The sequence below is a fragment of the Chromobacterium sp. W521 genome (assembly GCF_052805975.1).
Genome location: NZ_JBRBAF010000003.1, coordinates 264,390 through 289,270, shown reverse-complemented (window position 1 = coordinate 289,270; position 24,881 = coordinate 264,390). Strand labels below are relative to the sequence as shown.

Sequence of the window (24,881 nt, the reverse complement as noted above, 5' to 3'; positions counted from 1 at the left end):
ACCCAACCTCCCCATGGCAGACAAGCACAGCATCATCACTGCATTCCGCACCACCTTCACCCGTCACCTGGACCTGTTGCGCACCGCCTCCCCCCGCGGACGCCTGGCCTGCGCCGTGTTGTGGCTGCTCACCTTCGCCCTGTTGCTGGGCCAATCGGTGGCGCTGGACCTCAATCAGCAGCATCAAGAACACCAACAGGTGCACAGCCTGATTCTCTCCGGCCTGCAGACCCGCCTGCAGGAAAGCGAGATGCTGCAACAAAGCGTGGTCGACATCGTCGATCAGGAAAACAGCCTGCGTGAAGCGCGCATCCGCCTATTGGTGGAGTCTCTGGCGCGCGAACAGCCTCAGCTCTACTTCATCGGCTACCAGCCGCTGGTCAGCCACGCTTACCGCCGCGAATTCGAACGCATGCGCAGCCAGCTGCAAGGCCAGCCCTACCGCATCCGCGACTACCAGCACCAGCAGGACAACGCCTGGGACCAGCAACAAGCCTGGCGGCTGGCGGCTAAACGGCCACGCTACCTGCCGCTTAGCATGGCCGAGCCCGGCCTGGCCTCCGACGATTGGCGCGAAATGGGCCTGGACCTGCTGGCCGACACCGTGCTGGCGCCCACCGTCCACCGCGCGATGGGTCAGGGCGAGGCGGTATCCCCGGTGCTGCGCCTCAACAACGGCAAGCAGGCCCTGGCTTTCTTCTCCGCCATCTACAATACCGAAGCCCCCTCGCCAGTGCCGCTGGTGCGCAGCGAGCAGACCGCGGGCATGGTGGTGCAGGTGCTGGCGCTGGACAAGCTGGTCAGCCTGACCCCCAATATGGCGACGCGCTACAGCGTGGCCTTACAGCGCAAGGACAGCGCGCCCAGCGGCTACGACCCGCTCATCTACCGCCATCAGCAACAGGACCAGCCCGGCTGGCTGGCGCAATGGCTGCTGCCGGCCCTGGAAATCCGCAAGAGCCTGGACACGCCCTACCTGCCCTATGAACTGACGGTGCGCCGCCAGCTCAGTTTCGACCGCACCGCTCCGCTGGAACTCCTGCTCAGCGCCGTCTTCTCCATGGTGCCGGCCTACCTGTTGCTGGTCATCCTGGCGCTGCGGGCGCAAAACCGCCAGGCGCAGGAACAGGCGCAAGACAAGCTCCACCGCGAGCGCGAATACGCGATGGTGGCGCTCAGCGGCATCAGCGACGCTGTGATCAGCATCGACATCGACCTGAGCATCCGCTACCTCAACCCGGCGGCGGAAACCCTGCTTGGCCTCAAAGCCCGGGACGCCGCGCAACGCAAGCTGCATCAAGTGGTGAGGCTCAACTACGAGTTTGCGCGCCAAGTAGAGGAGGATCCGGTGCACAAGGCCATCCAGCGCCGCGAAACCGTGCTGCTGGCGCAAAACTGCTATCTGATGCGCAGCGACGGCGAAAAACTGCTGATCGAAGGCTCGGTTTCCCCGCTGCCCGGCCGCGACGGCCGGCTGATGGGCGCGGTGCTGACCTTCCGCGATACCGCGCCGATCCGCCGCCGCATGCTGGCCGCGCTGGAAGCCAGCGAAACCCGCCTGCGCCAGCACGAAATGGAGCTGGCCCGCGTCGCCCGCATCAACACCATGGGCGAGATGGCCTCCGGCATCGCACACGAGATCAACCAACCGCTGTCCGCCATCATGAGCTACTGCCAGGCCGGCCTCAGCCTGCTGGAAGACGAAGAGCCGGACATGGCCATGCTGCGCCGCGCGCTGGATTCCTCCGTCACCCAAGCCAGCCGCGCCGGTCAAATCATCCAGCGCCTGCGCGAATTCGTGATCAAAAAAACCCAGCAATTCACCCCCATCGATCTGAACCAGGTGGTGGACAATGCGCTCAACCTGCTGGAATACGAACTAAAAACCCACGATATTCATATTGAGCAGAATATTTGCCATGATCTGCCCTTGGTCTACGCTGACAACATACAACTGGAACAAGTGGTGCTGAACCTGATGCGCAACGCGCTGGACGCCATGGAAACCGTCGCCCCCTGGGGGCGGCTCAGCATCGCCACTAGCCTGAACGGCCGCTGGATCCGGCTCAGCATAGGCGACAACGGCGCCGGCATCGCGCCGGAATTGCTGGATCGCATCTTCGCGCCCTTCTTCAGCACCAAAGCCAGCGGCATGGGATTGGGCCTGGCCATCTGCCAGACCGCCATAGAAGCGTTTGGCGGCAAGCTGAGCGCACGCAACAAATCAACCGGCGGCGCGGAATTCATCATTGAACTGCCGCAAAGGGACGCGCCGCCGTCAACGGGGTAACCGGCAGGAGTCAAAAACACAATGCAAAACACCACGCCAACCGTCTACATCGTCGACGACGATCCGGCCGTACTGGATTCGCTGGCCATGCTCATCGCCGCGCAAGGCATGCGCACCGTCACCTTCCCCAACGCGATGGAATTTCTCGCCCACTACGGCGGCAACGACATCGCCTGCCTGGTGCTGGACATCCGCATGCCGCAAATCAACGGCCTGGCGCTGCAGGAGCAACTGATCAATAAAAACGTGACCTTGCCCATCGTTTTCATCACCGGCCACGGCGACATCGAACAATGCCGCCGCGCCTTCCAAACCGGCGCCATCGACTTTCTGACCAAACCGATAGACCAAGCGCGGCTGATCGAAAGCCTGCGCAAGGGCATACGCCTCAGCATCCTGCAACACCGCAAGGAAGAAGAAACCCAGGAAGTGATGGGCCTGCTCGCCCGCATCAGCGGCCGCGAGCGCGAAGTGCTGGAACTGGTGGCGGACGGCATGTCCAGCAAGGAAATCGCCCGGGTGCTGGACCTATCTCCGCGCACCATAGAAGTACATAGGGCCAACCTGTTCAACAAACTCGGTGTAGACTCTCTGGCGGACCTGGTGCGCTTCTACCTGAAAGCGCTGGAAGCCACCGGCAAGAAACCCAACGACGACAGTTTTTTGAACGATACGCCCACCCCTTACTGAAACAACGCCATGGAACGACTGTTCAAACACGTCTGCCTGGTGGCGCGGCACAGCAAGCCCGCCATCGTCGAATCCCTGCGCCGGCTGGCCGACCACCTGTCCGCCTCCGGCGCCACCGTGCTGATCGACAAAGACAGCGCCACCCAACAAGAAGCCGGCCCGCACGCGCTGATAGACCGCAACGACATGGGCAAGCTGGCCGACATCGTCATTGTGCTGGGCGGCGACGGCACCATGCTGTCCATCGCCCGCCTGCTGGCCCCCTACCGGGTGCCGCTGATCGGCATCAACCAGGGGCGGCTGGGCTTCATGACCGACATCCCGCTGCACGAGATGCTGGACTCGGTGGACGCCATCCTGCGCGGCGATTTTGTGCCGGAAGACCGCATCCTGCTGCAAGCCGCGGTGATACGCGAAGACGCCGAGGTGGCCAACGCGCTGGCGTTCAACGACGTGGTGTTCAGCCGCGGCGCGATGGGCTCGATGATAGAATTCGAAGTCTTCATCGATAACCAGTTCGTCTACAGCCAGCGCTCGGACGGCCTCATCGTCTCCACCCCCACCGGCTCCACCGCCTACTCGCTGGCCTCCGGCGGCCCCATCCTGCACCCCACGCTGCAGGCCATCGCCTTGGTGCCCATCTGCCCGCAATCGCTGAGCAACCGCCCCATCGCGGTCAATGACTCCTGCGAAGTGGAATTCATGCTCACCCGCGGCCTGGACGCGCGCGTGCACTTCGACGGCCAATCCCATTGCGACCTGATGGAAATGGACCGCGTGCTGATCCGCCGCTACCGCAACCCGCTGCGCATCCTGCATCCGGTGGGTTACAACTACTACGACATGCTGCGCCACAAGCTCCACTGGGGCGAGCGCCTGCTCTGACACCTGACGCGAACACCCATGCTCCTATCGCTGACTGTTAAAGACTTCGTCATCGTCGACAGCATCTCGCTGAACTTCCAAGCCGGCTTCACCGTGCTCACCGGCGAAACCGGCGCCGGCAAGTCCATACTGCTGGACGCCTTGAGCCTGCTGCTGGGCGACCGCGCAGAAGGCGCCCAAGTGCGCGAAGGCGCCGAACGCGCCGAGATCACCGCCGAATTCGACACCCGCGGCCGCCCGGAAATCGACGCATGGCTGGAAGAAAACGGCCTCAACGGCGACGACGACGTGCTCCTGCTGCGCCGGCTGCTGGATAAATCCGGCCGCTCGCGCAGCTTCGTCAACGGCCAGGCCGCCACCCTCAGCCAGCTCAAGCAGCTGGGCGAATTTTTGGTCGACATCCACGGCCAGCACGCCCACCAGTCGCTGATGAAAGCTGACGCCCAGCGCCAGCTGCTGGATGCCTACGCCGGCTCCACCGCGCTGGCCCGCGACGTGCACAAAGCCTGGCAGGACTGGCAAGCCGCCCGCCGCGCCCGCGCCGATGCCGAACGGCTGTCGCGCGAATCCGAAGTCGAGCGCGAAAGGCTGAACTGGCAGATCAACGAACTGAGCGAACTCAATCTACAGCCGGACGAATGGAGCGCGTTGAACCAAAGCCACTCCCGGCTGGCCAACGCCGCCGAACTGGCGCAAAGCGCACAGCTGGCGGTGGACACCCTGTCCGAGATGGACAACAGCTGCCTGACCATGCTGTCCCAGGTGCAAACCCGGCTCAGCAAGCTGGCCAACCTGGACCCGCGGCTGGCGGACACCCTGTCGCTGTTGGACTCCGTGGACGCCGAACTGCGCGAAGTGGTCTACAGCCTGCGCGACTACGCCAGCGACATCGACGAAAACCCCGGCCAGCTGGCCGAAGTGGAAAGCCGGCTCGACGCGCTGATGAGCATCGCGCGCAAATACCGGGTTCAGCCGCAAGACCTGCAGGAAAAACTGGACGACTGGCAGCAACAGCTGCAAGCACTGGAAGCCTCCGCCGACATCGAAGCGCTGTCCCTGGCGGAAACCTCCACCTTGGCGCGCTACCGCACGCAGGCCGAAGCGCTGTCCGGTAAACGCCGCCAGGCCGCCAGCGAGCTGTCCGCGCGCATCGGCTCGGAAATGCAGCACCTGGCGATGAGCGGCGCGCGCTTCGCCATCGAGCTGGCGCCCCTGTCCGAGCCCAGCGCCCACGGCCTGGAATCCATCGAATACCTGGTGGCGGCCAACGCCGGCACCAGCCTGCGCCCGCTGGCCAAAGTGGCCTCCGGCGGCGAACTGTCCCGCATCAGCCTGGCCATGCAAGTGGTGATCAGCCAAGTGGCCAGCGTGCCCACGTTGATCTTCGACGAAGTGGACGTCGGCATCGGCGGCCGCGTCGCAGAAGTCATCGGCCACATGCTGCGCCAGCTGGGCCAGCGCTACCAAGTGCTGTGCATCACCCACCTGCCGCAAGTGGCCTCCTGCGGCAGCCACCACTGGCAGGTCAGCAAGAGCGAGCACAAAGGCCGGGTCAAGAGCCACATCGAACCGCTGGACAGCGAACAGCGGGTGCTGGAAATCGCCCGCATGCTGGGCGGCGTGGAGCTGACCCAGACCACGCGCGAGCACGCGGCGGAAATGCTGGCGTCAAATGCGCCGGCCCTCTAGTCAAAGCGGCTAAGACCCGCTAGAATTGCGCCCTCTTACCGAATCGGGAAGTGCGGCAGGTCGGGCTCATGCCGTGATCTTGCACTCTACTCGTATCGGTAATGACCAGACGCTGGAGGTTTGGGTGAGTGGTTTAAACCAGCAGTCTTGAAAACTGCCGACGGGCGACCGTCCGTGGGTTCGAATCCCACAGCCTCCGCCAATATCAAAAGCCCGGACATATGTCCGGGCTTTTGTCTTTTTCGCCTTGTCTCCAGGCAGTCTACTTGACTAAACCATCCCACCGCTAAGCAATCCACAACTGCAACCCCTCTCTCGCGCATTCAACGCTGTACATCGCCTCCAGCAAGCTCCACAAAGCTTGTGGAGACAGCGCGACGACCAACGGCGTTTGACGCGATGGCTGGCGGAATATCTCCCGGCGCAGCGCCTCGGGCAATTGCTGGCCGGCGCGCTGCGCCGCGACGGCGACGGCTGGCTGGCGGACACGCCTCACGGCGTGATGCCCTTGCGCTTTTCACCGGCCAACGACTACGGCGTGCTCGATCACTGGGTGTCGCCGCCCGGGCAGGCGGAAGTCTACGTCCCCTTGCGCCTGCTGGCGCGGGACGAGGGTTGCGAGCTGCTGTTGACCCTGTTCCGCCAGCCGGGCGTCGACGACGCGCAATTCGAAGCCGACGCCGACTGGGTGGCGCGCGATCTGGCCGCGGCCAAAGCCTGGCTGGAGCGGGACTGAGCGGCCGCGATCAGTGCGCCGCCCGCGCCGCTTCGGCGGTGAAGCAGTGCAGCACGTGCCGGCCTATGCTGCCCGCCAGATATGTGCGCTCGGTACTCATAGAGGTCGGGACGGCGCTCCAGGCGGCGCGCCCACTCTGAAAACGTGTTTACGCTCGTGCGAGCAAGAGCGAGGCTTTGAACGGACTCTTGAATATTATTCGGAACGCATGCAATGCGCAGTCTGTTTTCAGACCAAAGGGGCATGAAAAGAGAAAGTTCCGGCGCAAAAACCACACGGACAGCCACGAAAAACTTGGTTGCGGCTACCTTTTAGCGGCTTTGATCGAATACATCAGTTCATCGCCCTCCGCCAGTAAGGCCTCGATGGAGAAATGGCGCTCCGCGTCCAGCTCCACGATGCCGACGGAAAACGCCAGCGGATATGGCTGCCCGGAGCTGGCGTTGTAAGCGTCCAGATGGCGTGCGAATTTGGCCATCGCCGCCTGCGCCCGCTCCTGCCCGACATCGGACAGCAACACCACGAACTCGTCTCCGCCTAGCCGCGCCAGCAGGTCCGCGGATCGAAAAGAGCCGCGCATCAGCTCAGCGAAGGCCGCCAGCGCCTGGTCGCCGGCGGCGTGACCGAAGCAATCGTTGATCGCCTTGAACTTGTCCAGGTCCATAAAAGCCAGGCTGACCGGCAGGTTTTGCCGCGCGCAGAAATTGAGGCTGTACTGCGCCAGCAGCCGGAAACCTCGCCGGTTGGAAAGGCCTGTCAGTTCATCCGTAGTGGCGGCCTGGAAGGCAATCAGTTCCGCCTCCACCATGCGCGCCAGATCGTGCAGCGCCTGTGCGTCGTCGTGATCGAACTCCCGCGGGTGGACATCGATCACACACAGAGTACCCACCTTGGCGCCGTTGGCGGCATGCAGCGGACAACCGGCGTAGAAACGGATATGCGGCGCGCCCGTCACCAGCGGATTGTCGGCGAAACGTTCGTCCGCCAAGGCGTCCGGGATGTAGAAGATGTCATCGCCCAGAATGGCGTGGCCGCAAAAGGAAATATCGCGCTCTGTTTCCACCGTCGACATGCCGACGCAGGACTTGAGCCACTGGCGGTTTTCGTCCACTAGGCTGACCAAGGCGATAGGCACCCGGAACAAGCGCTTGGCCATGCGGGTTAGCCGGTCGAAACGCTCCTCCGCCGCCGTGTCCAGCACGCCCAATGCGCGTAGGGTCGCCAAACGCTGCGGCTCGTCCGCCGGAATGTCCGGTGTCTTCATGCCCGCCTCCTGCACGTCGATTCGCCGCCGGGGCGGCCACACAATGATAATAGCATAACATGGCGCAAACCCAATGCCGGAGCCTGACGGACCTGCGGCTTAGAGCCGCTAACAAAACCTCGCAGAGAACCTGAGCCAAGGCGCGCCGACGCAGGCAGTACAAGTAGTACGACAAGGAGGCGCAACGCAGGATCAGGGGTTTGGTTAGCGGGTCTTAACGCGGACGCCAGCCGCTTTCCGTCAGCGCGCTCAGCAAGCGCTCGGCCTTAAGTCCATGCGCCGCGTGACCGTGGTTGCCCGTCAGATCTCCCGCCGCCAGCAAGGCGTTGACGATGGCCTCTTCCACCGCTTCCGCCGCCGCCTCGAACAAGGGCGACAGATGGTCCGCGTTCACCATTTCCACCGCGCAGGTCAACTCGCCCTTGCCGGCGTAATCGGTCATCGGCAAGCCCTGATTGCCAGTGGCGAAGGCCACGAAGATGTCGCCGCTGGAGTCCTCGGTGCCGCCGCCAGTGCGGGCGATGCCGATGCCGGCGCGCTGCGCCAGCCGCCGGCATTGATCCGGCAACAAGGGTGCGTCGGTGGCCAGCACCGCCACGATGGAACCCATGCCGGGCTGCGGCAGCCGTCCAGTTTCAAACGGCGAGGGAATCTCCATGCAACTCAGCTGGCGGCCTACCGGGTAGCCCTCCACCAATAGCGAGCTTCGCTTGCCATGATTGGCCTGCACCAACGCCCCCACGGTCCAACCGCCCGCCTCCGCCGGCAGCCGCCGCGAGGCGGTGCCGATGCCGCCTTTGAATTCGTGGCAGATCATGCCGCTGCCGCCGCCCACGCTGCCCTCGGCAGGCAAGCCGCCGCTGGCCGCCTTTTGCGCGGCGCGCGCGTGCTCCGCCGTCACGTGGAAGCCGTTGATGTCGTTGAGCAGGCCGTCAAAGGTTTCCAGCACCACCGGCATGGTCCAATACAGCTGAGGCTCTCCGGCCACCGCTTCGCGCTCGCTGGCGATCAATGCGTCTCGCACCACGCCCACGCTGTGGGTATTGGTCAGCGCGATCGGCGTGCTCAGCACGCCGGCCTCGCGCAGCCACTCCAGCCCGGTGGCGTCGCCGTTGCCGTTCAAGACATGCACGCCGGCAAAGCACGGCCTGCGCCGCGCCAAACCCGGCCGCGGCTCAATCACCGTGACCCCCGTGCGTGCGCGGCGGCCGTCGTCGAAATCCACCCAGGCGGCGGCATGCCCCACCCGCACGCCGGGCACGTCCGTAATCGCGTTCAAGGGGCCGGGCTCGCCCTGGCCGATGCGAATGCCCAATGCCCTGGCTCGTTTCAACATAATCACCTCTCTTTCTGTTCTTCAACGATCAATACCGCGGCGGGCTGCTTACGGCCCGCCAGCAAGAGCCCGGTCAGCGCGATGCCGCCGATAATCCACCAGTCGCGCGCCGGCGCGTCCCGCAGCACCGCCCACAACAGGGCCAGGCTGCCAACCGCCGCCAGCAAGGGCGGCCACGGGCAGCCCGGCATGCGGTAAGGGTGAGGGTGCAGGCCCAGGCGGCTGCGCAAGGCCGCCAGCGCCAGCAATAAGTAGTTCAGCATCAGGATGATTACGGTGAAGGAAGCCAGATCGCCCAAGCTGGAATGAAAGGTCAACAAGGCGGACGGGATGGCCAATGCCAGCGTGGCCACCCAGGGCGTGCCAAAGCGCGGATGGATGCGCTGCAGCGCCCGGCTCGCCGGCGCCGGCCACAAGCCGTCCCTGCCGCTGGAGTACAAAAAGCGACCGCTTTGCACCACGATGGCGATGATGGCGTTGAATACCGATAAAAAGATGCCGCCGCTGATCACCCGCGCCAGCGTCGGGCTGCTCAAATGACTCAGCACGTAGTTGATGGGGTCAGCCTGCCGGCTCATCTCCGCCAGCGACGGCGCCCCCAGGATCAAGGCGGTCACCGGTATCAGCTCCACCAGTACCACGATGGACAGCGCAGCCAGCACCGCCCGCGCCACCGGCCGGCCGCTTTCTCGCATGTCCTCGGCAAAGTACACCGCCCCGCCAAAACCGTTGTAAGCGAACACGGCCGTCCCCACCATGGCGAAGATTGTCGCGGCGGACACCGCGCTCGGGCCGCCGTCGGCCCCCGCCTTTACCGGCTGCCACAGCACCGTCGCCGGCTGTTGCGCCTCGCTGAAACCCAGCCAGGCGATCAAGGCCAAGGCGGCCAGCTCCAGCAGCAGGAAGGAGCCGGTCAGCCAGGCGTTCAGCTTGATGTCCAGCACCGCGATGCCGAAGCACAGCACAATCATGGCCAGCGCCACTTCAGCGCCGTCCAGCCGGGTGCCCAGCGCGGAATTCAGATAGGGCGCGGCGCCGGTGGCCAGCACCGCGGGAATGAACAGCAGCAGACACAGAATCAGCAGATACATCTGCAGGCTGAGCGCTCGGCCGAACACCCGTTCGATGATCACGTATTCTCCGCCGGCGTTGGGGTGGGCCGCGCCCAGCTCGGCGTAGCAAAGCGCGAACGCGACGGCCAGCGCCGCCGCCAGCGCGAAGGCCAAAAAAGCCCCGCTGCCGGCGCCTTGCAGCGCAAACGGCGCAATCACGAAAATGGAACTGGCCGGCGTCACGCCGGATACGGTAATCAACACGACATCCGTCACGCTCAACGAGCGGCGCAATCCCGGACTGCTTGCTTCTTGGCTCATGCTGTTCTCCTCTTGTCGCTATGGTCTTGTAGTCAGACTTGCGGAAGACAGTGTATTTTGACGCGAGAAGGTGCCCAATCACCGTGATGGGTTACCCCAAGCGGGGATTGCCGGATGGAAGCTTTGTTGAAGGAACTGCCGCTGCACCATCATCTGGCTCAGCTGATGGCGCAAATTGGCCTGCCCGGGTTTTGGCGTCAGATGGTTTTGCTGTTGCGCGGCGGCGTGCCGCTGGACAATGCGCTGGCCGCCTGTTACCACACGGATGCGCCGCCGCGGATTCTGGAAGAGTGCGATTTTCAACATCAGGCCGCGGCGTCGCCGATGGCGCTTTACTGCCAGGGGCTGTACCTGCTGGACCCCTTCTATCAATACACCCAGCATCCCTTTGTCGACGGCATCCACCACTTGCCCGACATCGCGCCGGACCACTTCCGTCAAAGCGAATATTTTCAACGATACATGAGCGGCGAAGTCGGCGTGGACGAGGTTCAGGTGCTGCTGCGCGTCGATGCGGGACAGGTCTTGTCATTGTCGCTGGGCAAGGCCAGCGAGTTCGAGCCGACCGACATCGGCAAGCTGCGCGTGATGCAGCCATGGCTGCTGTCCGCAATGCGGCGCCACTGGCAGTTGTGCTCCGCGCCCGCCCCGCCTTCTGCCCGCCTGTCCGACCAACTGACTCAAACGCTGAGTCATTTTGGCCACGGCAAGCTGTCAGAGCGCGAAGCCGAGGTGGCGCGGCTGACGCTGTGCGGCCTGTCCAGCAAGGCCATCGCCCAGCAATTGGCCATTTCGCCGGAAACGGTCAAGGTGCACCGCCGCAATCTGTATCTGAAGCTCGGCGTGGCCAGCCACGCTGAGCTGTTCAATTGCTATATCAAGCAACTACGCGGCAGTGAAACTTAGGACCTGTTCACGATCTGCCGCGCGTTGTGAGACGTGACACGGTGAGTACCCCTTCGAAATGTTCATGTAGCGCTTGCACATTCCGCTTTCTCAGCGGTTTTCGCCTTGTCTCGCCCCGACTCGCGAGATCGTAAACACATTCTTAGATCCCGCTTAGTTTCCCAGCCACTTGGCCGACAAGCCGGCGAACTCGCCGTTTTGCAGTGTCTGGCTCAGCCACTGGTCCACCCCGGCTTTCCAGCGCCAGTCATTGGGCAGCAGATAGGCTTTTTGCGAAAAGTCGAACGGCTTGTCCGGGTGTACCGCACACAGCTCCGGGTGCAGCTTTTGCTGGTAACGGGTTTCCACCGCATCGGTCACCATCAGATCCGCCTTGCCGTCCATGATCTGCTTGAAAATGGTCACGTTGTCCGGATGCACGGTCAACGCGGCCGCCGGCAGGCGGGCGCGAGCGAACTTTTCATTAGTGCCGCCCGGGTTGACGATCAGTTTGACCTGAGGCTGGTTGATCTGGGCGATGGTCTGGAAACGCTGGACGTTTTCGCAGCGGGTGATCGGCGTCTTGCCGTCGTTCAGATAAGGCAAGGAGTACAGCGCCCTCTTCTGCCGCTCCAGATTGATCGACACCCCGCTCATCGCGATATCGAACTTGCCGGCAGCGTGGTCGCGCATCAGCGTCGGCCAGCTGGTGGCCACCAGTTCCAACTTGACGCCCAGCGCCCGCGCCAGGCTCTGGGCCATTTCGATATCCAGGCCGCGGTAGTTGCCGCCGGAGTCGCGTTCGCTGAACGGGCGGTAGTCGCCAGTGGTGCCCACCCGCACGCTGCCGCGTTGCAGGATGTCGTCCAAGCGGTCCGCCAGCGCCGGCTGGCCCGCCGCCATCAGGCTGCCCACCAACAGGCAGCCCAGCATTTGTTTTTGCTTCATCATGGTCGTTTTTTCTTGTGATGTTTACTCGGCGGGCGCTGCCAGCACCCGGCTCGAGCTATCTGCTGACCCGCAGCAGATCATGAACAGATTCTCAATAAGCCAGCGGGAAGGCGAAGACTTCGCGCTGATAGGTTTCCACCACCACGCTGAACGGCGCGTTGTCGCTGCCGCGATACAGCACGGCGCGGTGTTGCAGCACTTGCTGGGCGATATCCAGCCCGGCGGCGGCGGTCTCCGAAGCAGCGGCTTTCATTTCCCAGCCAGCCGGCAACGGCGACCACAGCAGTTTGACCTCCTCGGTCTGCCTGCGGAAATTCAGCGCGGCTACCGCGCGGCCAAACGGCACATCGCTGCTGTCCAGCAGGCGGTTCATTTCCGCGCTCAGCTTGGAGGGCAGATACCAGTTATCGGCCTCGGACAGCACGTGTTCGCCGCAGGCCAATTGCACGCGGCGGTAGGCGATGCGTTCGCCCGGCCGCGCCTGCAACTGGGCGCGCACTTCCGCGCTGGCGTCCTTGTGGTCCGCCGGATTGCGCAAGGCGCGAATCTGGGCCGGCGACGCCATCCGGTGATCGGCGCACCACTGCTGCAAAGTGCGGGTGGCGCTGCTATTGCTCAGCAAGGTGGCGTTCAAGGTTTGCAACAGAGCCAGCGCCTTGACGCGGGTGTCGCGGCCGTCCTGCCAGCCGGGATAGGACCAGGCCTCCGCCAAGACCGGCCCGGCGGTCAGCCACAAACAGCCTGCGGCCAGAAGCGTTTTTTTATGCATTGGGATTCCCAAGTCAATCATGAAACGGAAAATAATAAAGCAAAAACTTTAAGTTTGATAGCAAGCGGTCGCTGAGCATTATGTCTTCATTTGCGCGCCGCCCCGCCTGCTTCCCGGTGCGCTCCCGCCGCCCGCAACTGGGCGAGAAAAGCCGGCGCTTCCCGTTGCCGTTCCAGTTCCGCCCAGATTCTGCCCGGCAGGCCCGGCTCGCGGTACGCCAATTGGCGAGACAGTATCAGAAAATAAGGCTTCTCCTCCAAAGGCAGCCGGCAGCGCTCTATCGCCTCCGCCAGCTCGGGATGGTCGTGCAGAATCTGCTCCGCGCGCGGCGTTTGCAGCGCCGCGCCGCTTAAGCGCCGCAAGCGCAACATTTGCAGGATGGCCAGCGGATCGCGGTTGCTGTCGTCTATCGCCACCTGCTGCTTGCGCAGGAAAACACCGATGGAGAAATCGGTCTGCATGCCTATCGGCGCCATGCCGCTGGACAGACGCGCGCCGTCCCAGTCCACCGTGGTGCCCTTGAGCCGGTACAGGGAGTAAGTGGCGCTATGCAGCCGCTGGCTGGCGTCCGGCTCGCCATCCGACAACATGGGGTACACGCCCCATTGCAAGCGCTCGGGCAGGAAGCTAGCGGCGAAAGCGCCGTCCATCTTGCCTTGGCGCAGCATATTGATGCAGCGCCGCCACGGCATTGGATGCAGGGACAGCTCCCGTTTCAACCCGCTCTGCAGGTGTTTGATCAGTTGAATGTCCAGCCCGCCGCCGCGGCCGTCCAGCCAGGGATAGGAGGCCTGGTCCTCATAGCAGAGCAGCAAGGGCTCCGCCGCCGCCGCGCTCAGCGGCCAGGCCAGCGCCAACACCGCTCCCGCAAGACTTAATCCCCGCCTCTTCATTGCCTTGTCCATTAATGAGCGATGGTTCCTTTATCGCTCATGCCGCCGCCGCATGCCAAACCGCCTATTTCCGGGGCAAGACCTGCTGGCGCTCCAGCAAGTCGAAGATGCCTGGGCGCGCCGGCTCGCCATCGTAATACGGCGCGCTTTCCAATCGCCCCACTTGTTTCAGATGGCGCACCAGCACCTTGCCGCTATCCGGATACACGCAAACCTCGTGCGGGTCGTTGACGCCGATGCCGAGGTAGACCAGGTCTTGATCGAAGGGATTCGCGATCTGATGCGCGACGCCGGTGCCCGCAGGGCAGGAAATACAGTCTCCTGGACCGATTTCCTGCAGGCTATCGCCCAGGCGCAGCACTCCGCGCCCGGACAACACATAGAAGATTTCATCCTCGCGGGCATGGGAATGAAAGGGACAGCCCGCGCGCCCGGGCGGCAGGCGGGTCAGATTGGCGCCCAGCCGGCCGGGCAAGGCGTCCAGCGCCGGCGTCAACGGCTGATAGCTGCCGCCCCACCCATCCCCTTCCCGATAGTCCACGGCTTCCACCTGGTCGATATTGACCACATGCGACGGCTTGCTCATCTTGCGCTCCTTAAAACCGCTCACAAAACCCCTGACCCTGCGTTGAGCCTTCTTGTCGTACTCAAGGCCTGAGTCGGCGCGCCTTGGTGCAGGTCTCCGCGAGGTTTGCTTAGCCGCTCTTAGAACCTATTCACGATCTGCTGCACGTCGGCGATACGGCGTTGAAACCGTCCTCGAATGCTCATGCACCACGCGTCATTCCGCTTTCTCAGCCGTTTTCGCCTTGTCTCGCTCTTGCTCGCAAGACTTTGAACAGGCTCTTAAAATGGCCCGCCGCCGGTAAATGTCATCATCATCCTGCAAATCCGTTCCGCCAGACAAGCGTCAATCCAATCCGCGCAGCAAATCCGTCATGGCTCGCACGGTTTCGACACAAGTTTCCATCCTGTCATACTCGTCCATGCCCGCCGCCCCCATGCTCACCCCGGCTTGGCGATAGCGCATCGCGCTGCTCACCCTGCTCCGAGCAGAGGCGTGGAATTCACGACAACCAGTGGCCCGCGCCAGCTCGGCCAACGTGTCCGGTCGCACGCCGCTGCCCGGCATCAGGATCAAGCGCTCTCCCGCCTGACGACGCAAGCGGCCGATCAAAGGCGCCCCTCGCAGCGCGTCCGGCGCCTGACCGGAGGTCAACACGCGCCGGCAGCCGCTGGCGATGACCTGCTCCAGCGCCAGTTCCGGATCTCGCGCCATATCGAAGGCGCGGTGGAAGGTGGTTGTCATCGGCCCCGCCAGCCGCACCAGCTCGCGCGTGCGCTCCACATCCACGTCGCCGTCCGCGGTCAACAAGCCCAGCACCACCCCGTCCGCGCCCAGTTCGCGGCAGGCCAGCACGTCGCGGCGCATGACTTCGAATTCATCGTCGGAATACAGAAAATCACCGCCGCGCGGACGCACGATCACATGCAGGCAGATGTCCAGCCTCTGCCGCGCCAGTGCGATCATGCCCGGCGACGGCGTGACCCCTCCGGTTTCCAGGCTGGCGCATAATTCCACCCTGGCCGCCCCGCCCCGCGCGGCGGCCAGGCAGGACGCCAACGAGCCGGCGCACACTTCCAACTGTCTATCTTGCGACAAAATATCCCCCTTGCCAGGCTGAATGCCTTGCGGATTTTGACCCGTTTCGCCGGCCGCGTTAAGCTGCGCGCTCGAGATGACGCGAACGTAAGTCGATATGCTCTATTTTGAAGATTTGAAAGCGGGACAATTGTTCCACAGCCCCACCCACGTACTGAGCGAGGAAGAGCTGATCGGCTTCGCACGGCAGTATGATCCGCAGCATTTCCATACCAACCCGCAAAGCGCCGCGGACAGCCTGTTCGGCGGCCTGGCCGCCAGCGGCTGGCAGACCAGCAGCCTGAGCATGCGGCTAGTGACCCAGACCGAGCTTGGGAAGATGGCCAACGGCCTGATCGGCATGCAGATCGACAAGATGCGCTGGCCGCAGCCCACCCGCGCCGGCGACGCCTTGCGCGTCGCCGTGGAGGTGTTGGACAAGCGCCGCTCCAACAGCCAGCCTGGCTTCGGCGTGGTGAAAGTGCGCTGGACCACCCTCAATCAACGCGACGAGGTGGCCATGCAACTGGAGTGCTCGATCTGGGCGCAATGCCGCGCCCAGCCTCAAGAAGACGCGCCCCGTCCGACGACGCAGCACGCCTGAGCCGAGCAGCCCGATCAGCGGCGAACCTGGATCAGCTCGGCGTTGCGCAAGGCCTGCAAGGTGTTGCCGCCGGCGTAGCTGATCGACGACTGCAGGTCTTCCTTCAGTTCGCGCAACAGCTTGCCGATGCTGCCCTTGTACTCCACCAGGATTTTCTTGCCTTCGACGTTGACGTAGGCGCCCTTGTTGAACTGAGAGGCGCTGCCGAAGTATTCCTTGTAGTGTTTGCCGTTGATCTCGACGATCTCGCCGGCGGATTCGTCGTAACCGGCGAACAGCGAGCCCGCCATGACCATGCTGGCGCCGCAGGCCAGCGCCTTGGCGATATCGCCGTGCTCGACGATGCCGCCATCCGCGATCACCGGCACTTTGACCGCGGCCACGCAGTCCTGCACCGTGGAAATCATCGGACGATGGAAGCCGGTCTTGTTCTTGGTGATGCAGACGCGGCCGCCGGCGATGCCGGCCTTGATCGCATCGCAGCCCCAGCTTTCCAGGTCGCGCGCGGCCTCGGCGGTGGCGATGTTGCCGCCGATCAGGAAAGTAGCGGGGAAGAGCTGCTTGATGTGCTTGATCATGCGCTCCGCCTTCACGCACCAGGCGTTGGCGATGTCGAGCGTCATGTACTCAGGGGTGAGCCCCGCTTGCTTGAGCGCGTCCAGTTGTTCGAGGGTGTCTTCGTTGACGCCTACGCTGATGGAGGCGAACAGACCTTTTTCCTGCATGGCGCGGGTGAAAGCCACCGCGTCCACATTGAAGCGGTGCATGGTGTAGAACCAGTTCTGAGCGGCGAAGAGCTCGCTGGTCTCGGCGCTGACCACCGACTTCATATTCGACGCGTAGACCGGCATGTCGAAACGGCGCGGGCCGAACTGCACCGAGGTGTCGCATTCCTTGCGGCTGTCCACTACGGTTTTTTTCGGCACCAGATAAACGTCGCCGTAATTGAGTTCTGTCTTGATCATGCGTGTGCTCCCAAAGCGAAAATAGAGTCAAAAAACGAGGGGCCCCAAATATAAACGGGAGCCCCGACGGCTCCCGTTTACAGTGTCCCCTGCGACGCCTCGTTTGGCTCGCACGCACTTACCGGCACACCTTACGCCGCCGGTTTCTTCACGTCAAGCCATTTTATTTCAGATCAAGACAAAATTTTTCACTTGTCGCACCAGCTTTCGTCTCCCTCGCCCAGCCAGTTGAGCAGCGGCTGCCAGGCTTCTCGGTCGCGCTGGGTGCGCGACGGCGGCAGATCGAACAGGGACAGCCCGCTGGAAGCCGCCTGCACGTAAAGTTGGGTGTCGCGCAACCAGGTCAACACCGGCACTTCGTGGTCCGCCAGAAATTTCTCCAGCTCGCGCGCGGAGCGAGTGCGGGGGTCCACCCGCATGCCCACCACCGCCATAAAAGCCTTGTTCTTCCGAATGGCCTTCTCTTCCAGCAGTTGCTCGAAAAAAGCTTCGCTCGCCCACATATCGAACGGCGACGGCTGAATGGGCACCAGGATGCGGCTTACCCGGGACACCAGCGCCGCCAGCTTCTTGCCGTGCAGGCCCGCCGCGCTGTCCAGCACCACCACCTCGGTGCCCTTGGGCGGCCGCGCGGCCTCGCCGGCCTTGACCTCCCAACCCGCGATGGAGGGCAGCGCAGCGTCGCGTTGCGCCAGCCAGCCCAGCGAGGATTGCTGCCGGTCCACATCGCCCAGCATCACGCGTTTGCCGCGCGCAGCGTAATAGCCGGCCAGATTGGTCGCCAAGGTCGATTTGCCGCTGCCGCCCTTGGGATTGGCTACCAATACCGATTGCACATCCGCCTCCTCTGCCGTTTGCGATGGGACACTATACCAGAGGGCGAGCGCTTGCCGCAGCCGGGCTATAGGCGTATGGTCGAAGCCCGGAAAAGGAGTCCGCATGCCGCAAAATTATGACGCCATTCTGCTTGACATGGATGGCTTGATGATAGATACCGAGAGAATTTCCATGGAGTCCTGGCGCCGAGCCGCCGACGAGCTGGACATGACGCTCAGCGATCAGCTGCTACTGGACATGGTGGGCCTGTCCATGCGCCGCTGCACCGAATTCCTCAGCGAAAAGCTGGGCAATCAAGACGACGCCGTCGCGCTGCAGAACGTGGGCCGCAGGCATTACTGGCAGATGCTGGAACATGAAGAGATTCCGCTGAAGCGCGGCATCGAGGCGCTGTTGGACTGGGCGCTCGCGCAGAGCCTGCCCCGCGCGGTGGCTACATCCACCCAGCGTCAACTGGCGGACATCAAGCTGGGCCGCACCGGGCTATCGCGTTATTTCGACACTGTGGTGGCCGGCGACGAAGTGGCCCACACCAAGCCGGCGCCGGACGTCTACCTGGCCGCCGCGCGCAAGCTAGGCGTCGACCCTCAGCGCTGCGTAGTGCTTGAGGACTCGATTTACGGCCTGCACGCCGGCGTTGCCGCCGGCATGCGCGTGATTCTGGTGCCGGACCTGGTGGCTCCGCCAGCGGACCAGACCCATCACGCGCTGGCGGTGTGCCAAGACCTGCATCAGGCCCTGGACATACTGCGCCAGCTAGCCTGACGTTTAGCGCCTGCTCAAGATCTGTTGCGCTGGCTAGGGCTTGCTCGCAAAGTCGTTGATGGGCGCCAGCGCCCGTTTTCTCAGCCGTGGCCGCGGATGCGCGCGATCAACTCGTCCCGCACGTCCTCGGCCTGGTCGTTGCCCACCTGGCAAGTGCCGGCCGCCTCGTGCCCCCCGCCGCCGTACTGCAGCATCAGCGCGCCGACATTGGTCCGCGAAGTGCGGTTAATGATGGACTTGCCCACCGCGAACACCGTGTTCTGTCGATTGACGCCCCACAGCTGATGGATGGAGATATTGCAGTCCGGGAACAGCGCGTAAATCATGAAGCGGTTGGTCGGGTGAATCACATCTTCATGCAGCAGATTCAACACCACCAGGTTGCCATAGACGCGGGAACAGCGCCGGATCTGCTCCTTGGCCAGCGCCTCGTGTTTGGCGTACAACTCCACGCGCTCCTGCACATCCGGCAGGGCCAGAATCTGATCGATGCTGTGATCTCGGCAATACCGGATCAAGTCCAGCATCAGCTGATAATTGCTGATGCGGAACTCCTTGAAGCGCCCCAGCCCCGTGCGCGCGTCCATCAGGTAATTGAGCAGCACCCAGCCGGACGGGTGCAGCACTTCCTGCAGCGTGTACTGCGCGGAATCGGCCTTGTCCACCGCCTCCATCATCTCGTCGCTGATATTGGGGAACGCCTGCTTGCCGCCAAAGTGGTTGTACACCACCCGCGCCGCCGACGGCGCCTTGGGGTCTATCACATAATTGTCCGCGCTGGAGTTGCGCAGGGTTTCGGAAAGATGGTGGTCGATGACCAGATGCGCCGCCGCCACGTACGGCAGGTTGGTGGTGATGTCGTTCTCGGTGATCTCCACCTTGCCGTCCTGCATGTCCTTGGGGTGGGCGAACTTGATCTCGTTGATCAGATTCAGCTCGTTGAGCAGCACCGCGCACACCAGTCCGTCGAAATCGCTGCGCGTCACCAGGCGATATTGCTGTTGCGACATGAGTTCCCTCTCTCCAGCTTGAAGGGCCGGCGCGGCCCCGCCCGCGCCGTACGGCGCCTCAGTCGACCGGCGACACCTCCAGCGCGCCGGCCATCCCGTCCGTCAACGCCGCCAGCAGGGCCTCTGCCTCGGCGAGAGGCAAGCTCAGCCTCAAGCTCACCCGCTCGCCGTAACTGGGGGCCGACACCGGCACCCCCAGCTCTTGGCATAAATGGCGCAGACACGCCTCGCCGGCGAAATCCACCGTCGCCTTGCAATCTCCGCGCGGCACCACCGCCACCAGGCTGGCCGCGTCCATCGCGGCGTTAACAGCTTGAGTGTAGGCTCTGACCAAGCCGCCCGCACCCAATTTTATTCCTCCGAAATACCGCACCACCACCGCCAGCACATCGCAGACGCCCTTGTGCCTAAGCACGTTGTACATTGGCCGCGCAGCAGTGCCGGAAGGTTCGCCGTCGTCGTCCAGCATGGAATCCGCGCCGCATAGCAACACCGCGCAGTAATGACGCGCATCCGGCCATTGGGCGCGGATCTCCGCCAGCCGCGCCTGCGCCTCTTCCCGGCTGCTCACCGCTTGCACAATGCCGATGAAACGGCTCTTCTTGATTTCAACCTCGGCCTGCGCCAACGCTTGCAAATGGAACATTCCGTCCCTCTGGATGTCTGAAGGGGTGGATTGTACCCCTATCGCCGGCAAAGCACCGGGGCAAGCACTATAATGAAAACGGGAATGCGCCTTGTTCACCTTAAAGGAGCCAAAGCCATGATCATCCTGCTCGTCGTGCTCGCTTCGCTGCTTGCCGTAGTCTGGGTCATGCTGGACAAATTCTGGCTGGATGACGAGGAAGAGGCTCGCCTGTCCCATTATCTGCCGGACAAAGATCATGTCTAAAGAACCGGTTTGATGTCCGCCGCGCTTCGGCAACGCGGCATTGAACCGACTCTTGAGAGCGCGTTCGTTTTTGAGGGACACGCTCCCGCTCGCTTGTCATTCCGCGGCGATGGCATGAAAATGAGCGCATTAATTTGACAAGGGCATCGTCTTGCCGCTAACCGCCATCTGGATTGCCAGCGCGCTGATCGCGCTGATCGCCGAGTTCTACTCCGGCACCTTTTACCTGCTGGTCGTCGCCGTCGCCATGTTGTGCGGCGGCGTGTCCGCTTGGCTGGGCGCGCCCGAAGCCAGCCAATACGTGATCGCCAGCATCGCCGGCGTGGCCGGCGTGGCGCTGGTCTACGGCTACAAACGCCGACATCCGCCCCTCCCCGCCCAGCCGCGGGCCGACGACCCGGACCTGGGTCAGCCGGTGCAAATTCTCCACGCCCCCGCCTCCGGCCACGCCCGCGTGCAATACCGCGGCGCGGCCTGGGACGCCGCCCCGGTCGACGGCGCGCCGCTGGAAACCGGCGCCACCGCCTACATCGTCGGCCGCGACGGCAACCTGCTCAAAATCAGTTCAACCCAACCGGAACAATAAGACCCATGGAACTCCTGCCCCTGATCCTGCTCGCCGCCGTCATCGTCTTCGTGTTCAAATCACTGGCCGTGGTGCCGCAGCAGAACGCTTACATCGTCGAGCGCCTCGGCCGCTACCACGGCACACTGGCTCCCGGCCTCAACATCATCATTCCCTTCATCGACCGCATCGCCTACAAGCACAGCCTGAAGGAAGTGCCGCTGGACGTGCCCAGCCAGGTCTGCATCACCCGCGACAACACTCAGCTGAAAGTGGACGGCATCCTCTACTTTCAGGTAACCGACGCCCAGCGCGCCTCTTACGGCACCAGCAACTTCATCATCGCCATCACCCAGCTGTCGCAAACCACGCTGCGCTCGGTGATCGGCAAGATGGAGCTGGACAAGACCTTTGAGGAACGCGACGAGATCAACCAGACCGTGGTGGCCGCGCTGGACGAAGCCGCCGTCAACTGGGGCGTGAAAGTGCTGCGCTACGAGATCAAGGACCTGGTGCCCCCACAGGACATCCTGCACGCGATGCAGGCGCAGATCACCGCGGAGCGGGAAAAGCGCGCGCGCATCGCCCAGTCCGAAGGCTTGAAGATGGAGCAGATCAACCTGGCCAACGGCTCGCGCGAAGCGGCGATCCAGAAATCCCAGGGCGAGATGCAAGCCACCATCAACAATTCCGAGGGGGACAAACAGGCCGCCATCAATAAAGCGCAGGGCGAGGCCGAGGCGCTGCGCCTAGTGGCGGACGCCACCGCCGACGCGATCAAGCGCGTGGCCAGTTCCATCCACACCGAGGGCGGTCTGGAAGCGGTCAACCTGAAAGTGGCGGAGCAATATGTCGCGGCCTTCGGCAAACTGGCCAAGGAAAACAACACCATCATCCTGCCTGCCAACGTGGCCGACGTAAGCTCGCTAGTGGCCAGCGCAATGAGCGTGGTCAAGCAAACCCAGCGCTGACGCTGCCTTGCAACAGGCTCACCCAACGCGCGGACGCCGGGCGAGCCAACGTTTCACATTGAACTCTTCAACCCTTGCCCGGCTTGAATATCCGCCGGGCCGCCCCCATAATCGTGCGCATGAAATTCTTCACTGACCTATTTCCCGTCGTCCTGTTCTTCGCCACTTACTGGCTGAGCCGCGACATGTTCATCGCCACCGGCGTCGCCATCGCCGCCACCACCTTGCTGGTGGGCTGGACCTGGCTGCGTCACCGCAAGGTCGATACCATGCAGTGGGTCAGCCTGGGCCTGATCGTGGTGCTGGGCGGAGCCACCCTGCTGTTGCACGACAAGCACTTCATCATGTGGAAGCCCACCGTGCTGTACTGGGTGATGGGCGCCGGCTTGCTGATCAGCGACTTCCTGGGTAAAAACGGCCTGAAGCTGATGATGGGCCAACAATTGCAGCTCCCGGCGCCGGTATGGCGCAAGCTGACTTGGGCCTGGGTGGGCTTCTTCGCCTTCATGGGCGCGCTCAATCTGTTCGTCGCCTATCGCTTCAGCGAAGACGTATGGGTCAATTTCAAGCTGTTTGGCGGCCTGGGCCTGATGCTGGCCTTCGTCATCGCCCAAAGCCTGTTCCTCTCCAAATACATTGAGGAAAAGAAATAATGCTTTACGCCATCATCGGCCAAGATCACGAAGACTCGCTGCCGCGCCGGCTGGAAGCCCGTCCGGCCCATCTGGCGCGCTTGCAGGCGCTGCAGGACGCCGGCCGCCTGGTGCTGGCCGGCCCCTGTCCCGCCATCGACAGCGCCAGCCCCGGCCCCGCCGGTTTCAGCGGCAGCCTGATCGTCGCGGAGTTCGAATCACTGGATGCCGCCCAGGCCTGGGCCGACGCGGATCCCTATGTGGCGGCCGGCGTCTACGCCGGCGTCAGCGTCAAGCCCTTCCTCAAGGTATTGCCTCAATGAGCGCCACGGTTGAACTCCTCCGCGCCGCCTTGCAAGCCTTAACGCCGGAACACCTGGACATCCAGGACGACAGCGCGCTGCACGCCGGCCACGCCGGCGCGCGCGACGGCGGCGGGCATTACACGCTTACCATTGTCAGCGCCCGCTTTCAGGGGCTGAGCCGCGTGCATCGCCACCGGCTGATCTACGAAACGCTGGGCGACTTGATGCAAACCAAGGTGCACGCTCTGGCCATCAGAGCGTTCACGCCTGAAGAAATCTGAATTGATTCCATCCAAGGGGTACCCCATGAAGCTTTCCCGCATCGCCGCCGTCGTGCTGGCCGCCACCATCGCCCTGCCCGCCGCCGCGGAATCCATCGCCGTGGTCAACGGCGTAGCCATCGACAAGAAAGAACTGGACGCCGCAGTCGCCAACATCGTGCAAAGCAGCGGCGGCAAGGCTCAGGACAATCCGGAATTGCGCGAGCAGTTGAAAACCTCGCTGATCACCCGCGAAGTCATCCTGCAGGAAGCGCGCAAGCGCCAGTTGGACAAGCAGCCGCTGTTCACCCAGCGCCTGGATGACATCCGCAATGAAATGCTGCGAGAAGCGCTGTTCGCCGACATCGCCAAACAAGCGCCGGTGAGCGACGCCCAGATCAAGAGCGTCTACGACAAGCTCGCCGCCCAACAGACCGGCAGCAAGGAAATCCACGCGCGCCAGATCACGCTGAAGAGCGAGGCCGACGCGCAAAAAGTGATCGCCGATCTGAAAAAAGGCGCCAAGTTCGACGATCTGGTGAAAACCCGCTCTATCGACCCCAACGCCAAGCAAAGCAACGGCGAAATGGGCTGGGGCAACCTCAACCGCATGGACCCGCCGCTGGCCGCCGCGCTGAAAGACATCCGCAAAGGCCAGACCAGCAGCAAACCGTACCAGTCCCCGCTGGGCTGGCACGTGTTCAAGGTGGAAGACATTCGTGACGCCAAGCTTCCGTCGCTGGATGAGGCCAAGCCGCAAATCGGCCGCCAACTGCAAGAAGAAGCCATCGCCAAGGCAGTGGAAGACCTGCGCGCCAAGGCCAAGATCCAATAAACCAAACCTTCAGGACACCTAAGAATATGCGTAAACTCCTGCTGACCAGCGCCCTCGTCGCCGCCTTCGCCGGCAGCGCCATCGTGGTTGCCGGCCCGGTCGTCAACGGCCAGGCCATTTCCGACGCCCGCATCGACGCCGTGGTCAAGATGATGGAAGCCCAGGGCCAGCCGGCCAACCCGCAAGCGCGCGACATGGTCAAGGATCAACTGGTCACTGCCGAAGTGCTGCGCCAGGAAGCCGTGAAGAAGGGTCTGGACAAATCGCCGGAATTCGCCGCCGAACTGGCCAATATGCAGGCAATGGCGCTGGCCAACCGCCTGATCAAGGACTATGAAAAGTCCAACCCGGTCAGCGACGCCGACCTGAAAGCCGAATACGACAAGCTGGTGGCCAGCGTGCCGGAAACCAAGCAATACCATGCTCGCCATATCCTGGTGAAAACCGAAGCCGAAGCCAAGGCGGTGATCGACGCGCTGAAGAAAGGCAAGGCCTTCGACAAGCTGGCCAGGGAGAAGTCCCAGGATCCGGGCAGCAAGGACAAGGGCGGCGATCTGGACTGGCAGGAAGCCGGCACCTTCGTAGCGCCGTTCTCCGAAGCCATGACCAAGCTGTCCAAGGGCGAAGTGACCGCCAAACCGGTGAAAACCGAGTTCGGCTGGCACGTGATCAAGCTGGACGACGCCCGCGTGCAACGCAATGTGCCGGCGCTGGACGACATCCGCCCGCAACTGACCCAGCGCATCATGGGCGGCCGCGTGGAAAAGCTGATCGCCGAGCTCAAAGCCAAGGCGCAAATCCAGAAGTAAGCCGCGCGCCGCGGCAAAGCAGATCAAG

Annotated in this window: 28 protein-coding genes and 1 tRNA gene; 17 read left to right on the top strand and 12 right to left on the bottom strand. The window is 63.3% G+C overall.

The window, feature by feature from the left end:
• The first annotated feature begins 13 nt into the window (after nucleotides 1-13).
• From ACUXV1_RS05965 to ACUXV1_RS05940, 6 genes are all read left to right on the top strand, one after another.
• Nucleotides 14-2,290, top strand: coding sequence for an ATP-binding protein (locus ACUXV1_RS05965; RefSeq protein WP_446015067.1), 2,277 nt, complete (start codon nucleotides 14-16; stop codon nucleotides 2,288-2,290).
• A 21-nt stretch (nucleotides 2,291-2,311) separates the two neighbouring features.
• Nucleotides 2,312-2,980 (top strand): response regulator transcription factor, encoded by a 669-nt coding sequence (locus ACUXV1_RS05960; RefSeq protein WP_043641750.1) that lies wholly within the window; start codon nucleotides 2,312-2,314, stop codon nucleotides 2,978-2,980.
• A gap of 9 nt (nucleotides 2,981-2,989) precedes the next feature.
• On the top strand, nucleotides 2,990-3,865 hold the full coding sequence (locus tag ACUXV1_RS05955) for an NAD kinase (RefSeq protein ID WP_019103054.1): 876 nt from the start codon (nucleotides 2,990-2,992) through the stop codon (nucleotides 3,863-3,865).
• Between the two features lie 18 nt (nucleotides 3,866-3,883).
• Nucleotides 3,884-5,554 carry a DNA repair protein RecN gene (recN, locus tag ACUXV1_RS05950; RefSeq protein WP_446015066.1) on the top strand — a complete coding sequence of 557 codons (1,671 nt, stop codon included), beginning with the start codon at nucleotides 3,884-3,886 and terminating at the stop codon, nucleotides 5,552-5,554.
• A 114-nt stretch (nucleotides 5,555-5,668) separates the two neighbouring features.
• Nucleotides 5,669-5,756 (top strand) — tRNA-Ser (locus ACUXV1_RS05945).
• 189 nt (nucleotides 5,757-5,945) lie between these two features.
• A complete protein-coding gene (locus tag ACUXV1_RS05940) occupies nucleotides 5,946-6,290 on the top strand; it encodes a hypothetical protein (protein WP_446015064.1) in 345 nt (114 codons plus the stop codon).
• 304 nt (nucleotides 6,291-6,594) lie between these two features.
• Here the strand turns inward: ACUXV1_RS05940 and ACUXV1_RS05935 are convergent, their stop codons facing one another.
• The 3 genes from ACUXV1_RS05935 to ACUXV1_RS05925 form a co-directional block, all read right to left on the bottom strand.
• Nucleotides 6,595-7,554, bottom strand: coding sequence for a diguanylate cyclase domain-containing protein (locus ACUXV1_RS05935; RefSeq protein WP_446015063.1), 960 nt, complete (start codon nucleotides 7,552-7,554; stop codon nucleotides 6,595-6,597).
• Nucleotides 7,555-7,768: 214 nt separating this feature from the next.
• Nucleotides 7,769-8,890, bottom strand: coding sequence for a DmpA family aminopeptidase (locus ACUXV1_RS05930; protein WP_446015061.1), 1,122 nt, complete (start codon nucleotides 8,888-8,890; stop codon nucleotides 7,769-7,771).
• Between the two features lie 2 nt (nucleotides 8,891-8,892).
• Nucleotides 8,893-10,263 (bottom strand): APC family permease, encoded by a 1,371-nt coding sequence (locus ACUXV1_RS05925; RefSeq protein WP_446015059.1) that lies wholly within the window; start codon nucleotides 10,261-10,263, stop codon nucleotides 8,893-8,895.
• 114 nt (nucleotides 10,264-10,377) lie between these two features.
• Between ACUXV1_RS05925 and ACUXV1_RS05920 the strand changes: the two genes are divergently transcribed.
• On the top strand, nucleotides 10,378-11,169 hold the full coding sequence (locus ACUXV1_RS05920) for a helix-turn-helix transcriptional regulator (RefSeq protein ID WP_446015058.1): 792 nt from the start codon (nucleotides 10,378-10,380) through the stop codon (nucleotides 11,167-11,169).
• Between the two features lie 153 nt (nucleotides 11,170-11,322).
• On the opposite strand, the gene ACUXV1_RS05915 is transcribed toward ACUXV1_RS05920, so the two are convergent.
• The 5 genes from ACUXV1_RS05915 to ACUXV1_RS05895 form a co-directional block, all read right to left on the bottom strand.
• Nucleotides 11,323-12,099 carry a transporter substrate-binding domain-containing protein gene (locus ACUXV1_RS05915; protein ID WP_446015057.1) on the bottom strand — a complete coding sequence of 259 codons (777 nt, stop codon included), beginning with the start codon at nucleotides 12,097-12,099 and terminating at the stop codon, nucleotides 11,323-11,325.
• A gap of 91 nt (nucleotides 12,100-12,190) precedes the next feature.
• The gene (locus ACUXV1_RS05910) at nucleotides 12,191-12,868 is read right to left on the bottom strand and encodes a hypothetical protein (protein ID WP_043593544.1); all 678 of its coding nucleotides are present in this window, start codon (nucleotides 12,866-12,868) and stop codon (nucleotides 12,191-12,193) included.
• A gap of 86 nt (nucleotides 12,869-12,954) precedes the next feature.
• Nucleotides 12,955-13,761 carry a transporter substrate-binding domain-containing protein gene (locus ACUXV1_RS05905; RefSeq protein WP_161523609.1) on the bottom strand — a complete coding sequence of 269 codons (807 nt, stop codon included), beginning with the start codon at nucleotides 13,759-13,761 and terminating at the stop codon, nucleotides 12,955-12,957.
• Nucleotides 13,762-13,825: 64 nt separating this feature from the next.
• Entirely contained in the window at nucleotides 13,826-14,347 is a 522-nt protein-coding gene (locus tag ACUXV1_RS05900; protein WP_052052229.1) for a cupin domain-containing protein, read from the bottom strand.
• A gap of 324 nt (nucleotides 14,348-14,671) precedes the next feature.
• On the bottom strand, nucleotides 14,672-15,424 hold the full coding sequence (locus tag ACUXV1_RS05895) for a copper homeostasis protein CutC (RefSeq protein WP_446015056.1): 753 nt from the start codon (nucleotides 15,422-15,424) through the stop codon (nucleotides 14,672-14,674).
• Between the two features lie 97 nt (nucleotides 15,425-15,521).
• Here ACUXV1_RS05895 and ACUXV1_RS05890 point away from each other — a divergent pair, with 97 nt between their 5' ends.
• Nucleotides 15,522-16,007, top strand: a complete 486-nt coding sequence (locus ACUXV1_RS05890) for a MaoC family dehydratase (protein ID WP_019100372.1) — start codon at nucleotides 15,522-15,524, stop codon at nucleotides 16,005-16,007.
• A gap of 14 nt (nucleotides 16,008-16,021) precedes the next feature.
• Here the strand turns inward: ACUXV1_RS05890 and ACUXV1_RS05885 are convergent, their stop codons facing one another.
• Both ACUXV1_RS05885 and ACUXV1_RS05880 read right to left on the bottom strand, forming a co-directional pair.
• The gene (locus tag ACUXV1_RS05885) at nucleotides 16,022-16,972 is read right to left on the bottom strand and encodes a GMP reductase (protein ID WP_446015053.1); all 951 of its coding nucleotides are present in this window, start codon (nucleotides 16,970-16,972) and stop codon (nucleotides 16,022-16,024) included.
• Between the two features lie 188 nt (nucleotides 16,973-17,160).
• Nucleotides 17,161-17,808 carry a ParA family protein gene (locus ACUXV1_RS05880; RefSeq protein WP_232060562.1) on the bottom strand — a complete coding sequence of 216 codons (648 nt, stop codon included), beginning with the start codon at nucleotides 17,806-17,808 and terminating at the stop codon, nucleotides 17,161-17,163.
• A gap of 103 nt (nucleotides 17,809-17,911) precedes the next feature.
• Between ACUXV1_RS05880 and ACUXV1_RS05875 the strand changes: the two genes are divergently transcribed.
• On the top strand, nucleotides 17,912-18,574 hold the full coding sequence (locus ACUXV1_RS05875) for an HAD family hydrolase (protein ID WP_446015052.1): 663 nt from the start codon (nucleotides 17,912-17,914) through the stop codon (nucleotides 18,572-18,574).
• Between the two features lie 80 nt (nucleotides 18,575-18,654).
• Here the strand turns inward: ACUXV1_RS05875 and ACUXV1_RS05870 are convergent, their stop codons facing one another.
• Complete coding sequence (locus ACUXV1_RS05870) at nucleotides 18,655-19,584, bottom strand: exopolyphosphatase (RefSeq protein ID WP_019100376.1); 930 nt, start codon at nucleotides 19,582-19,584, stop codon at nucleotides 18,655-18,657.
• Between the two features lie 58 nt (nucleotides 19,585-19,642).
• Nucleotides 19,643-20,230, bottom strand: a complete 588-nt coding sequence (locus ACUXV1_RS05865) for an IMPACT family protein (protein ID WP_446015051.1) — start codon at nucleotides 20,228-20,230, stop codon at nucleotides 19,643-19,645.
• A 117-nt stretch (nucleotides 20,231-20,347) separates the two neighbouring features.
• Between ACUXV1_RS05865 and ACUXV1_RS05860 the strand changes: the two genes are divergently transcribed.
• From ACUXV1_RS05860 to ACUXV1_RS05825, 8 genes are all read left to right on the top strand, one after another.
• Nucleotides 20,348-20,476 carry a hypothetical protein gene (locus tag ACUXV1_RS05860; protein ID WP_019100378.1) on the top strand — a complete coding sequence of 43 codons (129 nt, stop codon included), beginning with the start codon at nucleotides 20,348-20,350 and terminating at the stop codon, nucleotides 20,474-20,476.
• Nucleotides 20,477-20,627: 151 nt separating this feature from the next.
• Nucleotides 20,628-21,062, top strand: a complete 435-nt coding sequence (locus tag ACUXV1_RS05855; protein ID WP_043641722.1) for an NfeD family protein — start codon at nucleotides 20,628-20,630, stop codon at nucleotides 21,060-21,062.
• A 5-nt stretch (nucleotides 21,063-21,067) separates the two neighbouring features.
• The gene (locus ACUXV1_RS05850) at nucleotides 21,068-22,012 is read left to right on the top strand and encodes an SPFH domain-containing protein (RefSeq protein WP_043641720.1); all 945 of its coding nucleotides are present in this window, start codon (nucleotides 21,068-21,070) and stop codon (nucleotides 22,010-22,012) included.
• A gap of 119 nt (nucleotides 22,013-22,131) precedes the next feature.
• The gene (locus tag ACUXV1_RS05845) at nucleotides 22,132-22,665 is read left to right on the top strand and encodes a septation protein A (protein WP_114153524.1); all 534 of its coding nucleotides are present in this window, start codon (nucleotides 22,132-22,134) and stop codon (nucleotides 22,663-22,665) included.
• Complete coding sequence (locus tag ACUXV1_RS05840; protein WP_048414803.1) at nucleotides 22,665-22,967, top strand: YciI family protein; 303 nt, start codon at nucleotides 22,665-22,667, stop codon at nucleotides 22,965-22,967. The genes ACUXV1_RS05845 and ACUXV1_RS05840 overlap by 1 nt, the downstream gene beginning before the upstream one ends.
• Nucleotides 22,964-23,230, top strand: coding sequence for a BolA family protein (locus ACUXV1_RS05835; RefSeq protein ID WP_043641717.1), 267 nt, complete (start codon nucleotides 22,964-22,966; stop codon nucleotides 23,228-23,230). Before ACUXV1_RS05840 ends, ACUXV1_RS05835 begins: the two co-directional genes overlap by 4 nt.
• A 25-nt stretch (nucleotides 23,231-23,255) precedes the next feature.
• A complete protein-coding gene (locus ACUXV1_RS05830) occupies nucleotides 23,256-24,044 on the top strand; it encodes a peptidylprolyl isomerase (protein WP_446015049.1) in 789 nt (262 codons plus the stop codon).
• 26 nt (nucleotides 24,045-24,070) lie between these two features.
• A complete protein-coding gene (locus tag ACUXV1_RS05825; RefSeq protein ID WP_446015048.1) occupies nucleotides 24,071-24,853 on the top strand; it encodes a peptidylprolyl isomerase in 783 nt (260 codons plus the stop codon).
• The last annotated feature ends 28 nt before the right edge of the window (nucleotides 24,854-24,881 follow it).